At 67.4% G+C, this 14,953-nt stretch carries 13 protein-coding genes; all 13 read left to right on the plus strand.

The features are described 5' to 3' along the window. Nucleotides 1-199 precede the first annotated feature (199 nt). The 13 genes from motA (at nucleotide 200) to U4Y88_RS27295 (ending at nucleotide 14,741) form a co-directional block, all read left to right on the plus strand. Nucleotides 200-1,060, plus strand: coding sequence for a flagellar motor stator protein MotA (motA, locus tag U4Y88_RS27235; RefSeq protein WP_224006466.1), 861 nt, complete (start codon nucleotides 200-202; stop codon nucleotides 1,058-1,060). Nucleotides 1,061-1,073: 13 nt separating this feature from the next. After that, entirely contained in the window at nucleotides 1,074-2,234 is a 1,161-nt protein-coding gene (gene motB / locus U4Y88_RS27240) for a flagellar motor protein MotB (protein ID WP_405045148.1), read from the plus strand. A gap of 58 nt (nucleotides 2,235-2,292) precedes the next feature. Continuing rightward, entirely contained in the window at nucleotides 2,293-2,667 is a 375-nt protein-coding gene (locus tag U4Y88_RS27245) for a response regulator (RefSeq protein ID WP_224006463.1), read from the plus strand. An 83-nt stretch (nucleotides 2,668-2,750) separates the two neighbouring features. Beyond that, complete coding sequence (gene cheA / locus U4Y88_RS27250; protein ID WP_321787598.1) at nucleotides 2,751-5,090, plus strand: chemotaxis protein CheA; 2,340 nt, start codon at nucleotides 2,751-2,753, stop codon at nucleotides 5,088-5,090. Between the two features lie 94 nt (nucleotides 5,091-5,184). Then, on the plus strand, nucleotides 5,185-5,724 hold the full coding sequence (locus tag U4Y88_RS27255) for a chemotaxis protein CheW (RefSeq protein WP_224015629.1): 540 nt from the start codon (nucleotides 5,185-5,187) through the stop codon (nucleotides 5,722-5,724). Between the two features lie 252 nt (nucleotides 5,725-5,976). Continuing rightward, complete coding sequence (locus U4Y88_RS27260; protein ID WP_224015631.1) at nucleotides 5,977-7,821, plus strand: methyl-accepting chemotaxis protein; 1,845 nt, start codon at nucleotides 5,977-5,979, stop codon at nucleotides 7,819-7,821. Between the two features lie 310 nt (nucleotides 7,822-8,131). Next, nucleotides 8,132-9,130, plus strand: a complete 999-nt coding sequence (locus U4Y88_RS27265) for a CheR family methyltransferase (RefSeq protein WP_224015633.1) — start codon at nucleotides 8,132-8,134, stop codon at nucleotides 9,128-9,130. Further along, the gene (gene cheD, locus U4Y88_RS27270; RefSeq protein WP_321787600.1) at nucleotides 9,127-9,930 is read left to right on the plus strand and encodes a chemoreceptor glutamine deamidase CheD; all 804 of its coding nucleotides are present in this window, start codon (nucleotides 9,127-9,129) and stop codon (nucleotides 9,928-9,930) included. The genes U4Y88_RS27265 and cheD overlap by 4 nt, the downstream gene beginning before the upstream one ends. A gap of 5 nt (nucleotides 9,931-9,935) precedes the next feature. Beyond that, entirely contained in the window at nucleotides 9,936-11,054 is a 1,119-nt protein-coding gene (locus tag U4Y88_RS27275) for a protein-glutamate methylesterase/protein-glutamine glutaminase (protein ID WP_224015700.1), read from the plus strand. 148 nt (nucleotides 11,055-11,202) lie between these two features. Beyond that, nucleotides 11,203-11,598, plus strand: coding sequence for a chemotaxis response regulator CheY (cheY, locus tag U4Y88_RS27280; RefSeq protein WP_065065604.1), 396 nt, complete (start codon nucleotides 11,203-11,205; stop codon nucleotides 11,596-11,598). 1 nt (nucleotide 11,599) lies between these two features. Next, nucleotides 11,600-12,316, plus strand: coding sequence for a protein phosphatase CheZ (gene cheZ, locus U4Y88_RS27285; protein WP_224015637.1), 717 nt, complete (start codon nucleotides 11,600-11,602; stop codon nucleotides 12,314-12,316). Nucleotides 12,317-12,825: 509 nt separating this feature from the next. Continuing rightward, nucleotides 12,826-13,368, plus strand: a complete 543-nt coding sequence (locus U4Y88_RS27290; protein ID WP_321787602.1) for a DUF2844 domain-containing protein — start codon at nucleotides 12,826-12,828, stop codon at nucleotides 13,366-13,368. Nucleotides 13,369-13,385: 17 nt separating this feature from the next. Then, nucleotides 13,386-14,741, plus strand: coding sequence for a DUF3443 domain-containing protein (locus tag U4Y88_RS27295; RefSeq protein ID WP_321787604.1), 1,356 nt, complete (start codon nucleotides 13,386-13,388; stop codon nucleotides 14,739-14,741). Nucleotides 14,742-14,953: the final 212 nt, after the last annotated feature.

Consider the following 14,953-nt stretch of genomic DNA (forward strand, 5'->3'; position numbering starts at 1 on the left):
GTCGCTCATCTCGCCGCTGTCTTGCCCGAAGCCGCCCGCACCGCCTGACGCGGGCTGGCGGTCCGGCCCTCCAACGTTTGCGTGCGCGAGGGCCGCGCTCCCATCCAATCCCAAAGTTTTTCGCACCCGTGCCGTAAACCCAACTAAGGGAGCGGGCCAATGACGGCTCGCCACGCATTCTTCCAGTGAGGATCCGGCAGTGCTGATTATCGTGGGAACACTCGTGACGTTGTTGTCGGTCTTCGGCGGCTATGCGATGGAGGGCGGCCATCTCGGCGCGCTCATGCAGCCCGTGGAAGTGCTGATGATCGCCGGTGCGGGCGTCGGCGCGTTCATCCTCGGCAACGGCATCAAGACGATCAAGGCCACGCTCGGCGTCCTTCCGACGCTGTTCAAGGGCGCGAAATACAACAAGGACGTCTACATGGAGCTGCTCGCGCTGCTCTATGTCCTGCTCGCCAAGGCGCGTAAGGAAGGGACGCTCACGCTCGAAGCGGATATCGACGATCCGCAGAAAAGCCCGATCTTCACGCAATACCCGAAGATCCTGGCCGACAAGCACGTCGTCGAATTCCTGAGCGACTACCTGCGTCTGATGGTGGGCGGCAACATGAACGCCTTCGAAATCGAAAGCCTGATGGACGAGGAAATCGAAACCCATCACGCCGAAGGCGAAGCGCCCGCGCACGCGCTCTCGAAGGTGGGCGACGCGATGCCGGCGTTCGGTATCGTGGCCGCGGTGATGGGCGTGGTGCACACCATGGCGTCGGCCGACAAGCCGCCCGCGGTGCTCGGCGAGATGATCGCCCAGGCGCTGGTCGGCACCTTCCTCGGCATTCTGCTTTCGTACGGTCTGATCGGCCCGCTCGCCTCGCTCGCCGAGCAGCGCGTGACCGAGTCGACCAAGATGTTCCAGTGCATCAAGGTGACGATCCTCGCGAGCCTGAACGGCTATGCGCCGGCGATCGCCGTGGAATTCGGCCGCAAGGTGCTGTTCTCGACCGAGCGCCCGTCGTTCTCCGAACTGGAAGAACACGTGCGCCGCGTCAAGGCGAAATAAGGCGGGCGGCCCGATGAGCAACAACAAGGATCGCGCCATCGTCGTGAAGCGCGTCGCCCCGAAAAAGGGCGGCCATCACGGCGGCGCATGGAAGCTGGCCTACGCGGACTTCATGACCGCGATGATGGCGTTCTTCCTGCTGATGTGGCTGCTCAGCTCGGCCTCGACGGTGACGTTGAAGGGCATTGCCGACTACTTCAACGAGCCGCTCAAGGTCACGCTCTGGGGCGGCGACCGCAGCGCCGAAGATTCGTCGATCGTGAAGGGCGGCGGCCGCGACATCTCCTCGCAGGACGACGGCGTCACGCGCCGCAGCGACGGCATGAGCTCGCGCACCGACCGCAGCACGGTCAAGCACAACGACGACGAGGCCTCGAAGACGCAGCAAGGCTCGCTCGAACGCCAGGAACAGGTGCGCCTGCACGATCTGCAGGTGAAGCTGATGGCGGCGATCGAGGCGAATCCGGTGCTGCGCCAGTTCAAGCAGCAGATCCGCATCGATTCGACGCTGCAGGGCTTGCGCATCGAGATCGTCGACTCGCAGAAGCGGCCGATGTTCGCGACGGCGCGCGACGTGGTCGAGCCGTACATGCGCGACATCCTGCAGGCGATCGGCAAGACGCTCAACGACGTGCCCAACCGCATCGTCGTGCAAGGCCACACCGACGCCGTGCCGTACGCGGGCGGCGAGAAGGGCTATAGCAACTGGGAACTGTCGGCGGACCGCGCGAACGCGTCGCGCCGCGAGCTGATCGCGGGCGGTATGGACGAAGCGAAGGTGCTGCGCGTGCTGGGTCTCGCGTCGACGCAGAACCTGAACAAGGCCGATCCGCTCGATCCCGAGAACCGGCGCATCAGCATCATCGTATTGAACAAGAAGTCGGAAGACGCGCTGATGCGCGACGACTCGACCACGACCACGCTCTCCGACGACGCGGCGGGCTCCGGCAAGGCGCTGTCTGCAGGCTCGCTGATGTCGGGCGGTCCGGCGGGCACGACGGGCGGATCGCCGGCGGACGCCGCGCAGGCGCCGCAGAAACTGCCGCCGCTGCTGTCGCCCACGCCCACGAGGCGCGCGCCGGTGGCCGCGGTCGCGCCGCCGGCACCGGCGGTGGCTCCCGCGATTGCTCCCGAGATGGCGCCTGCGTTGCCCGCCAAACCGGAGGCGCCGTGAGGGCGCGGAACAACAACAACGGGACAACGGCGGCGTGGCAAGCGCGAACGAGGAACGGATGATCAGAAATATTCTGGCGATCGACGATTCGGCGTCCATGCGGGAGATCCTGCGTGCGGCGTTCGGCTCGGCGGGTTACGAGGTCACGGTGGCCAACGACGGCGAGGACGGTCTCGAGCATGCGCTCGCGCAGCGCTTCGACCTCGTGCTCACCGACCTGTACATGCCGCGCATGGGCGGGCTCGACCTGATCAAGCGCTTGCGCGACAACCCGTCGTACCAGGAAACGCCGATCCTCGTCTTGACCACGGAGTCGGATGAAGGCTTCAAGGCAGCCGTTCGCGAGGCAGGCGCGACCGGCTGGATCGAAAAACCGGTGGACCCGGAGCTGCTCGTCGATCTGGCGAGCGCCCTCGGTGAAACGAATACATGACATGAGGCGCGCTGCGGCGGTCGATCAGCACTGCCAACGGCAGACGCAGCGGCTACCCACGCATTAATCGCGGTGAAAGAGCAATGACTCTCGACATCACTCAGTTCTATCAGACGTTTTTCGACGAGGCGGACGAGCTGCTCGCGCAGATGGAGCAGCTTCTCCTGAACCTGAACGTCGGCCGCCCCGATCCCGAAGATCTGGCGGCAATCTTCCGCGCGGCGCACTCGATCAAGGGTGGCGCGGCGACGTTCGGCTTCACGGCGCTCACCGAGACGACCCACATCCTGGAGTCGCTGCTCGATCGCGCGCGCAACAACGAACTCGTACTGCGCAAGGACATGATCGACACGTTCCTTGAAACCAAGGACGTGCTCTCCGACCAGCTCGCCGCCTACCGCGCGAGCGCCGAGCCCGACGCGGCGGCCGCAGCGGCCGTGTGCGCGAAGCTCGAGCGTCTCTACGCGGAAAGCCGTGGCTTGCCCGCAGCCGCCGAAGCGGCGCCGGCGCCCGTCGCGGCTCCGGCACCGGTTGCGGCGGCGCCCGCACCCGCACCGGCGATGGATTCGGAAGAAGATCTCGACGCCGCCTTCGAGGCGAACCTGCCGTCGGCGACCGCCGCTGCCGCGTCCGGCAACGGCGCGCCCGAGCACGTCGTCGACGAGGCGATGCAGGCTGCGCCGGCCGCGCCCGCCGCCGCTCCGGCTGCGCCCGCAGCGGGTGCAGCAGGCGGCGCCGCCGAAGGCCCGCATCTGCGCATCACGCTGCGCAGTGTCGACGCGAAGGATCAGGAACTGCTCGCCGAAGAACTGGGCAACCTGGGCCGCATCGTCGGTCAGCTCAAGACCGGCAGCGACATCACGCTCTGGCTCGAAACCGACGTGCCGTCCGACGACATCGTCGCGGTCTGCTGCTTCGTGATCGACGAAAGCCAGATCTCGATCGGCCGTGGCTCCGCGCCGCAGAGCGACGCGCCCGCCGAACCGGCGCCGCTCGCCGAGATTCCCCCGGCGCCCGCGATGCCGGCCGCACCCGCGCCTGTCGCGGCCGCCCCGGTCGCGCAAGCGGCCCCGGCCGCTGTGGCAGTGGCGCCTGCCGCCGCACCGGCCGCGCCGGTTGCTGCGCCTGCGCCGGCCGCACCCGCCGCCGCGCACGCCGACCACGAACGCAAGGCGCGTCCGGCCGCCGCCGCTTCGGCGGAAGGCAGCTCGATTCGCGTCGGCGTGGAAAAGGTCGACCAGCTGATCAACCTCGTGGGCGAGCTTGTGATCACCCAGGCGATGCTGGCGGAAACCAGCAGCGCCTTCGATCCGGCGCTGCACGACCGCCTCTTCAACGGCATGGCGCAGCTCGAACGCAACGCGCGCGATCTGCAGGAAGCGGTGATGTCGATCCGCATGATGCCGATGGATTACGTGTTCAGCCGCTTCCCGCGTCTCGTGCGCGACCTCGCCGCGAAGCTCGGCAAGGAAGTGGAACTGGTCACGTTCGGTCAGGCGACCGAACTCGACAAGAGCCTGATCGAGCGCATCATCGATCCGCTGACCCACCTCGTGCGTAACTCGCTCGACCACGGCATCGAAACCGTGGAAGCGCGCCGCGCCGCGGGCAAGGACGCGACCGGCCAGCTCGTGCTGTCCGCCGCGCACCACGGCGGCAACATCGTGATCGAAGTGAGCGACGACGGCGCGGGCCTGCGCCGCGACAAGATTCTCGCCAAGGCGGCCAAGCAGGGCATGACGGTCAGCGACACGATGACCGACGAGGAAGTCTGGAACCTGATCTTCCTGCCGGGCTTCTCGACGGCCGAACAGGTCACCGACGTCTCGGGCCGCGGCGTGGGCATGGACGTGGTCAAGCGAAACATCCAGGCGATGGGCGGCCACGTGGAGATCAGCTCGCACGCGGGCAAGGGCAGCACGACGCGCATCGTCCTGCCGCTCACGCTGGCGATTCTCGACGGCATGTCGGTGAAGGTCGGCAACGAGATCTTCATTCTGCCGCTGAACTTCGTGATGGAGTCGCTGCAGCCGCGCCACGAAGACATCTACACCGTCACCAACGGCGACCGCGTGGTGCGCGTGCGCGGCGAATATCTGCCGCTCGTCGCGCTGCACCAGTGCTTCAACGTCGATGGCGCGCGCACGGATCCGACGCAGGGCATCGTCACCATCATGGAGACCGAAGGCCGCCGCTTCGCGATGCTGATCGACGAACTGGTCGGCCAGCAGCAGGTCGTGGTGAAGAACCTCGAAACGAACTACCGCAAGGTGCACGGCATTTCGGCGGCGACCATTCTGGGCGACGGCAGCGTCGCGCTGATTGTCGACGTGGCCGCGCTGAACCGCGAAACGCGCGCGTCGCATGGCGTGGGCGCTGGCATGAAGAGCGCCAACGCCGGTTCGTTCCAGGAATTCGCCTGAGCGCGCCCCAACGGGCGGGCGCTTGACGCCCGCTCGAAGCACGCTCGATACAGAACGCATCAACCAACCATTTCCCAACCGTTCAGGGGCTAACGTGGCAGAAGTCCAATCCATCCAGGGCGGCGGCGCACAGGGCGCTGTCGCTGGCGCGCACCGCCGCGACGCGCAACAGGCCGACGCAGGCGGTCAGGAGTTCCTCGTCTTCACGCTGGGCGCGGAAGAGTACGGCATCGACATTCTCAAGGTCCAGGAAATCCGCGGCTACGAGAGCGTCACGCGCATCGCCAACGCGCCCGATTTCATCAAGGGCGTCATCAATCTGCGCGGCATCATCGTGCCGATCGTGGATATGCGCATCAAGTTTCATCTGGGCCGCGTCGAGTACGACCACCAGACCGTCGTGATCATCCTGAACGTCGCGCATCGCGTGGTGGGCATGGTGGTCGACGGCGTGTCGGACGTGCTCACGCTGCAAGCCGACCAGATCATGCCGGCGCCGGAATTCGGCGCGACGCTCACGACCGAGTACCTCACGGGTCTCGGCACCGTGGACGGCCGCATGCTGATCCTGATGGACATCGAGAAGCTCATGACGAGCCGCGAGATGGAACTCATCGAGGCGCTCACCGCTTAACGCGGCGCAGCACACGGCATACGGTATCGGCACGGCAGCGCAGGCACGCACAGTACGAGCAGGCACGACAGGGCAACAAGGCGAGGTAGCTTCGGGGGTGAGGCCGCAAGGCCCGCGTTAGAGGAAAGAGCGGAGAGCCGCCGGCATCAGACCGGTCAGAGCGGCACACCGCCATCGTCCCGACGCGTCCGCACAATCCGGCGCCACCTTGACGAAGCCGCCCGCGAACGTCGCACAGGACAGGAGCAAACGATGTTGCACAGATGGTCGATCCGCACGACGCTCACGGGCGTCGGGGTCATTCTCCTGGCGCTGACCGTGCTGGTCGGCGCGCTCGGGCTCGTCGCGCTCGGCAACGCGAGCGACTCGCTTGCCACGATCGCGCGCGGCGATCTCGTCGCGATGCGCTCGCTCAACGACACGTCGTCGTATCTGCTGCGCTCGCGCGTCTCGCTCGACCGCGCCAACTCGCTCTATGCGGCCGGTCAGAACGACGAGGCGAAGAAGGTCATCGACCGCGCCGACTTCCTGCTCGGCAAATCGAACGACGCCTGGAAGGCTTTCCAGTCCGCGCCGAAGACCGGCCTCGACGCCGCCGCGCTCGATGCGCTCAACACGAAGCGCGCGTCGCTGCTCAACGACGGCGTGCAGCCCGAGTTCGCGGCGCTGCGGGCCAACGATCAGGCGGCCTATCACGCGATCGCGGACACGAAGATCAGCCCGATGTTCGTCGACTACGACAACTCGGCGGCGCCGATCGCTCAACAGCTGCAGGACGGCGCGCAGGCGCGCGAGGAAGGCGCTCGCTCGCAGATCGCGCTGATGCGCACGCTGATCGGCGTGGCGATTGCCGTGGCGCTCGTGCTGGTGGTGGCGATCCGCTTCGCGATGCGCGGTCTGATCGTGCAGCCGCTCGAAGACGCGGTGCAGGCCTTCGAGCGCATCGCGCAGGGCGATCTCACCGAACGCATCGAGGTCTACAGCAACAACGAGATCGGGCGTCTGTTCGCGGGCGTCAAGCGCATGCAGGACAGCCTCGTTTCGCTCGTCTCCGCCGTCCATAACGGCGCGGGTTCGATCGACGTGGGCGCGCGCGAGATCGCGATGGGCAACACCGATCTGTCGCAGCGCACCGAGCAGCAGGCCGCGTCGCTGCAGGAGACGGCGTCGAGCATGGAGCAGCTCACCGGCACCGTGCGTCAGAACGCCGAGAACGCGCGCCAGGCGAGCCAGCTTGCCGTGAACGCGTCCGATATCGCGACGCGCGGCGGCGAGGTGGTCGGCGAAGTGGTGCATACGATGCAGGACATCGCCGCGAGTTCGGCGAAGGTCGTCGACATCATCAGCGTGATCGAAGGCATCGCGTTCCAGACCAATATTCTCGCGCTCAACGCGGCCGTGGAAGCGGCGCGCGCGGGCGAGCAGGGCCGCGGTTTCGCCGTGGTCGCGGGCGAGGTGCGCACGCTCGCGCAGCGCAGCGCGGGCGCGGCCAAGGAAATCAAGGAACTCATCAGCGATTCCGCGCAGAAGGTGCAAAGCGGCTCGCAACTGGTGGGCCGCGCGGGCACGACGATGGACGAGATCCTTCAGGCCGTGCGTCGCGTGACCGACATCATGGGTGAGATCAGCGCGGCATCCGAGGAACAGTCGAGCGGCATCGAGCAGGTCAATCGCGCGGTCACGCAGATGGACACGGTCACGCAGCAGAACGCGGCGCTCGTGGAAGAGGCGGCGGCTGCGGCGGCATCGCTCGAAGAACAGACGCGCAATCTGCAAGGCGTGCTGGGCACGTGGCGCACGAATGGCGGCGATCGCGGCGCTTCGAATGGCGCTTCGAATGCTGCTTCAAGCGGCATGGCACGCAGCCATAACGTAACAAAGCCTTCAGTTTCCGCCGCGCCTGCCGTTGCTGCAAAGACGGATGCGAAGTTTGCGGCGGCGTCCGCGAAGCGCGTGACGCCGACGGCGTCGAAGCCCGCCGCTTCGGCACCGGCTGCGAAGGCGGCGAAACCGGCGGCAGTGCGCGCCGAGCCGCAAGCGGCGCCGGTCAGCGTGGCGGCTTCCGCGAAGGACGATTCCGATTGGGAGACGTTCTGATCGACTCAAGACGGCCACGCAGGCAGAGCACGTAGAACACGCAGTCAAACGGCAGCAAAAAAAGCAGTCGAAAAAGCAGTCGAAAAATTAGCACCGGCAGCACGGCAATCATCCACGCAACAACCAGAAGTAGACATAGGCAGACGAGAACGGCAATGCAACTGAGCGCAACACCCCGGCATGATTCGCACCGCGCCGCTGCCCGCCTGGCAGCGAGCGCACCGCGCGCCGCGCTTACGCTGGCATTGCAGGAGGCCGGAAGTGCGCAGTCACACGCGGCAGTGCGCGCAGCGCGCGTAGGGGCAGGGTCATGAGGTCCCGCACCGAACGCAACACCCAGGCCGATCGTGGCGACGCAACGCGTCTCGCATCCGGCGCATCGGGCGAAGGCGCCACGCGCGACTTCGACTTCACGACGGCGGATTTCGAGCGCATCCGCGCGCTGATCCATCGCCGCGCGGGCATTTCGCTCTCGGACCACAAGCGCGACATGGCCTACAGCCGTCTCGCGCGGCGTCTGCGCGCGCTCGGCCTCGACAGCTTCCGCGAATACCTCGACGAACTCGAAAAGCGCAACGACGCGAGCGAGTGGGAAGCGTTCACCAACGCGCTCACGACCAACCTCACGGCGTTCTTCCGCGAGGCGCATCACTTCCCGATCCTCGCGGATTTCGTGAAGCGCCGCGCGCAGCCGGTCTCGGTCTGGTGCTCGGCGGCCTCGACGGGCGAGGAGCCGTACTCGATCGCGATGACGCTGATCGAAGCGCTCGGCGACCGCGCCGCCCGCGAGGCGCGCGTGCTGGCCACCGATCTGGACACCCAGGTGCTCGCGAAAGCGGACGCGGGCGTCTACGCCTGGGATCAGGTCAAGCACCTGACGCCCGAGCGCCTGAAGCGCTTCTTCCTGAAGGGCACGGGCTCGCACGCGGGTCTCGTGAAGGTGCGCCCGGAACTGCGCCAGATGATCAAGTTCGAGCAGCTCAATCTGACCGATTCGGACTACGGCCTGCGCCAGAACTTCGACGCGATTTTCTGCCGCAACGTGATGATCTACTTCGACAAGCCGACCCAGGCGCAGGTGCTCACGCGCTTCGAGCCGCTGATGAAGCCGGACGGCCTGCTGTTCGCCGGCCATTCGGAGAACTTCACGTACGTCACGCAGGCCTTCCGTCTGCGCGGCCAGACCGTCTACGAACTCACGCGCGGACGCGGCGCGAGTCCGTCGGCTACGAGTACGACGAGCGCCGCGAGCACGGTTAGCGGCGCGAAGACGCCCGCGAAGTCCGAACCGCTGGGAGCGAGCGTATGAGCACCCGTCTGCCGATCGCGACCAACCGCTACTTCGACGCGCACTTTCAACGCCCCGGCGTGAAGCTGCTGCCGAACGAATTCTTCACGACGAACGAAGACATGGTGCTCGTCACCGTGCTCGGCTCGTGCGTGGCGGCCTGCATCCAGGACCGCACTGCCGGCATCGGCGGCATGAATCACTTCATGCTGCCCGACGACGGCGCCGACGCGGGCACCGCGCCGGTCGGTTCCGACGCGATGCGCTATGGCGCCTACGCGATGGAAGTGCTGATCAACGAATTGATCAAGGCGGGCGGCCGCCGCGAGCGCTTCGAAGCCAAGGTGTTCGGCGGCGCGGCCGTGCTGGCGGGCATGACGACGATGAACATCGGCGACCGCAACGCCGCGTTCGTGCGCCGCTATCTCGCGACCGAAAGCATCCGCATCGTCGCCGAGGATCTGCAGGGCTCGCATCCGCGCAAGGTCGCGTTCCTGCCACGCACCGGCCAGGTGATGGTCAAGAAGCTGCGCCTGTCGCAGGAGACGAGCGTGACCGAGCGCGAACAGGCGCTCGCCCAGCAGTCGGCCGAAGCGCGCGCCGAGCGTCTGGCACGCGCGCGCGCCCGCGTCGAGCTGTTCGGACTCAACGGCGCGGCGCGCCCGGGCGCGCCTGGCGCGAACGGCGCCGCGGCCGGCAACCACTTTTCAACATCCACGCCGCAGCCGGCGCGGCCGCGCGTCGAGCTGTTCGGCGCGGGCTCGGCCCCGGCCACGCGGCATCCCGGCCATGACAACGCCCGGACAGTAGAGGAGGCGTGAACGCTGTGCAAAAAATCAAGGTTCTGTGCGTCGACGATTCGGCGCTGATCCGCAGCCTGATGACCGAGATCATCAACAGTCAGCCGGATATGACCGTCGTTGCGACCGCGCCCGACCCGCTCGTGGCGCGCGAGCTGATCAAGCAGCACAACCCCGACGTGCTCACGCTCGACGTGGAAATGCCGCGCATGGACGGTCTCGATTTCCTCGAGAAGCTCATGCGCCTGCGGCCGATGCCGGTCGTGATGGTCTCGTCGCTGACCGAACGCGGCAATGAAATCACGCTGCGCGCGCTGGAACTGGGCGCGGTCGATTTCGTGACGAAGCCGAAGGTCGGCATCCGCGACGGCATGCTCGACTACGCCGAAAAGCTCGCCGACAAGGTGCGCGCCGCCGCGCGCGCCCGCGTGCGTCCGGCCGCGCCCGCGCGTGCTGCCGCCGCGCCGGCCGCCGGTCATCCGGCCGCCGCGCATGGCGCCGCGCACGCACCGGCCGCCGCCGCGCCGATGATCAACAACCCGCTCGTCTCGACCGAAAAGCTGATCATCGTCGGCGCATCGACGGGCGGCACCGAAGCGATCCGCGAAGTGCTGCAGCCGCTGCCGCCCGACGCGCCCGCCGTGCTGATCGCGCAGCACATGCCGCCGGGTTTCACGAAGTCGTTCGCACAGCGCCTGAACGGGCTGTGCCGCATCACGGTGAAGGAAGCGGAGCACGGCGAACGCGTGCTGCCCGGGCATGCCTACATCGCGCCGGGCCACGCTCACCTGTTGCTCGCGCGTAGTGGTGCGAACTACATCGCGCATCTGTCCGACGACCCGCCGGTGAACCGGCATCGTCCGTCGGTGGATGTGCTGTTCCGCTCGGCCGCGCAACACGCGGGCAAGAACGCGATCGGCGTGATTCTGACGGGCATGGGCCGCGACGGCGCGCAAGGCCTGCTGGAAATGCGCAAGGCCGGCGCGTTCACGCTCGCGCAGGACGAAGCGAGCTGCATCGTGTTCGGCATGCCGCGTGAAGCAATCGCGCTCGGCGCCGCCGACGAGATCGCTTCGCTCGCCGACATGAGCCGCCGCGTGATGACGCGTCTCGCTTCGATGGGCGATCGCGTCCAGCGCGTGTAATATGCCGGCCTCGCGGGGCGCGTACTTTTTACGAGAGATCGTGGGGCTTTGTAAGGCTTGCGCGATCGATCACGATTAATTTATCTGGATAGGCACTGCGCTTGTCTGGATAATTGCCCAGGTTTTAGCCTGGAGGAATGGAACCGAGATGGACAAGGGAATGAAGATTCTGGTGGTGGACGACTTTCCGACGATGCGCCGGATCGTCCGCAACCTGCTCAAGGAACTGGGCTATGCGAACGTCGACGAAGCCGAAGACGGCGCAGCGGGCCTCGCGCGCCTGCGCGGCGGCAACTACGAGTTCGTGATTTCCGACTGGAACATGCCGAACCTCGACGGTCTGGCGATGCTCAAGGAAATCCGCGCCGACGCCTCGCTCTCGCACCTGCCGGTGCTGATGGTGACGGCCGAGTCGAAGAAGGAAAACATCATTGCCGCAGCCCAGGCGGGCGCGAGCGGCTACGTCGTCAAGCCGTTCACGGCGGCGACGCTCGACGAGAAGCTCAACAAGATTCTCGAAAAGATGGCGAAGACCGGGAGCTGACGTGAACGAGCCCATTGATGCGGCGCATGAAGGCGCCGCGGAGTCGGGCGATCTCGCGACGGACCGCATCCTCGCGCGCATCGGCCAGCTGACGCGCACGCTGCGCGATTCGATGCGCGAGCTCGGTCTCGACAAGCACGTGGAGCGCGCCGCCGAGGCGGTGCCCGACGCGCGCGACCGGCTGCGCTACGTCGCCAACATGACGGAGCAGGCCGCCGAACGCGTGCTGTCGGCCATCGAGCTCGCCAAGCCGCTGCAGGAAAAGGTCGAAGCCGACGCGAAGGAACTGTCGTCGCGCTGGGCGACGTGGTACGACGCGCCGATCGGCCGCGAGGAAGTGCGCTCGCTGATGGACGACACGCGTCAGTTCCTCGACGGCGTGCCGGAAGTCACCACGGCCACGAATCAGCAACTGCTCGAAATCATGCTCGCGCAGGATTTCCAGGATCTGACCGGTCAGGTGATCAAGAAGATCATGGACGTGGTCTACGTGATCGAGCAGCAGCTGCTGACGGTGCTGGTCGAAAACATCGCGCCCGAGCGGCGCGAGCAGTTCGCGGCGACCGCCGCGCTGCTGGCCGAGGCGCAAGCGCAGGCGAGCAGCACGGGCAGCCCGGAAGGCCTGCTCAACGGTCCGCAGATCAACCCGGAAGGCAAGACCGACGTCGTCCAGGATCAGGCTCAGGTCGACGATCTGCTGGCGAGTCTCGGGTTCTAAGGCGGACAGCCGGGCGCGGGCGCGGGCGGGACGCCGCGTCGGTCGGCGAGCGCGGGTTTGCCGCGCCGCACCTGGCGAAATTGCCGAGTGTCGGGTGTCATCGTCGACAGGCATACTTGACGGTGAACGCTGTTGTCCCGCCGCGGCGCACGCCGTGGCGGCGTCAGGCAGCGCAGCCAGCCGCTTCCCGTTCCGCCGCCGCCCTCGCTTGAGCTTGTTCGACCGGGCGCGCGCGGCGCCGTGTGCGGGAGCGTGCCACCGAGAGAGGGAGGGCCGCCTTGTATCCGCTTGCCTCGTCCGTCGCGTTCGCCGCGACCCGCCGTGCCGGTTCGCCCGGCGCGCACCTGCCTGCTGATCCGTCCGTTTCCGGTTCCTTCGCGGATTCTGGTTCCAGATTGGGTTGGGCTGCTCCGGTTTCTGTTTCGCTTCCTGTCTCGCTGTTTTCTTCGGTTTTTTCCCCGCTTTCCCCCCGGTTTTCCGCTTCGATATTGGCTGCGTTGCAGCGCGCCGTGGCCACGCTCGTCTGCGCGGCCGGGCTGCTGGGTATCGCCCAGCCGGCCAGCGCCGCGCTCGGCGGTGCGCCGATGACGACGCCGGCCGGCGCGACCGTCGGCGCGCCCAGCACCGCGAACACGGCGGTGTCCACCGTGAAGCGCCAGGCCGTGCAGGCGAGCGCGGCGGCTTCGTCCAGTGTGTCGGCGAGCACGTCCACCGGTACGTCCACCAGCGCCAGCTCGACCGCCTACACGGTGCGCGAAACCACGCTCGCCAACGGCACCGTCGTGCGCGAGTACCTTTCCTCGGCGGGCACGGTGTTCGGCGTCGCGTGGAACGGGCCGCAGCCGCCCGATCTCGCGTCGCTGCTCGGCAGCTACTTCCCGCAATACGTCGCCGGCGTGAAGGCCAATCGCGCGGCGGGCGTGCGCGGGCCGGGCGCGGTCGACAGCAGCGGCCTCGTGGTCCACTCGGGCGGCCACATGGGCGCGTTCTCGGGCGAGGCGTGGCTGCCGCAGGCGCTGCCGTCGGGCGTCAGCGCCTCCGACATTCAATGACGAACGGGAGACGACGCGTGTTCACCATCGGCTTCTCCAATCTCATTCCCCGCGCACTGCACGTCCTCGACGCGCTGCGCGCTCTGCGTACCTTGAGCGCCGGTCCGGCCCTCGCGCGCGGCGGCCTGCTGGCGGCGTGTTTCGCGCTCAGTGCGGGCCTCGCGGCCTGCGGCGGTGGCGGCGGTTCGGACAACAGCAGTTCGAGCAGCAACAGCGCCAGCGACACCTCGAAACTGCCCGCCGGCCCCACGCAGCAGCCGATCGCGGTCGGCGCGGCCAATACCGTCGGCGTGACGGTGAATGCGGGTGTCACCGGCAACATGCCGAACATTCCCACCATCAGCGTGACGCTGTGCGTGGCGGGCACGAGCACCTGTCAGACCATCAGCAATGTTCAGGTCGATACGGCGTCGTACGGGCTGCGCATCGCCGCTTCCGCGCTCAACAGCACGATGACCGGCGCGCTGCCGCTCACGACGGCCTCGGGCGGCACGCTCGCCGAGTGCACGGCCTTCGCGGACGGCTACACCTGGGGCACGGTGCGCAACGCCGACGTGAAGATCGGCGGCGAAACGGCCAGCAACATCCCGGTCCAGGTGGTCGGCGACCTCAGCACGAGCAGCGTGCCGCAAGCCTGCGCGAGCTACGGCGCCGCGCAGAACTCGCCGCAGGAGCTGGGCGCGAACGGGCTGATCGGCATCGGCGTGGCGCCGTGGGACTGCGGCTCGCGCTGCGCGACCAACGTCAACAACACGAGCAGCTACTACAGCTGCCCGAACGGCAGCAATTGCAGCACCGTCGCGGTCGCCACGGGCGCGCAGGTCGCCAATCCCGTCGCGCATTTCGCCACCGACAACAACGGCGTGATCCTGCAGATGCAGCCCGTCTCGCTGAACGGCCAGGCCAGCGCGACCGGCACGCTGGTGTTCGGCATCGGCACGCAGTCGAACAACACGATGAGCGCCAGCCAGACCTTCGCGACCGATCAGTGGGGCGACGTGGTCGGCAGCTACAAGGGGCGCTCGCTCGCGGCCTTCCTCGACTCCGGTTCGAACGGGCTGTTCTTCAACGACAGTTCGATCGGGCAGTGCGGTGGCAATCTCGGCACTTTCTATTGCCCGTCGACGCCGCTCGCGCTCTCGGCGACGCTGACCGATCTCAACAACAAGACGGCCACCGTGAACTTCAACGTGGTGAGCGCGCAGGTGCTGCTCGGCAACGGCACGAACTACGTGGCGAACGACCTCGGCGGCGAGTTCGGCTCGAACGCGAACCTCGACCTCGGCCTGCCGTTCTTCTACGGCCGCTACGTCTATTACGGCTTCGACAAGACCGCCACGGGCGGCACGCAGACGCCTTACTTCGCGTTCTGAGCGTGCCTGGCGTCCTGCGTCCTGCGCCGCCGCTGGCGGGGCGGCGCAGGGCGCGGGCGGCTGTGGCGCTCGCCCGTGTTCGCGCCCTCATTGCATCGTTTTCCCGCCGTTTGGCCGCCGTTTTCTCACCATTTGGCGGCCATTTTCCCGCCGCCGCCGCGACATCCGCGCGTCACGAATCCGCCATCCTCGCGCCGATCCGGCCCGCCTCG

This window comes from Paraburkholderia sp. J94 (genome assembly GCF_905220285.1).
Classification (GTDB): domain Bacteria; phylum Pseudomonadota; class Gammaproteobacteria; order Burkholderiales; family Burkholderiaceae; genus Paraburkholderia; species Paraburkholderia tropica_A.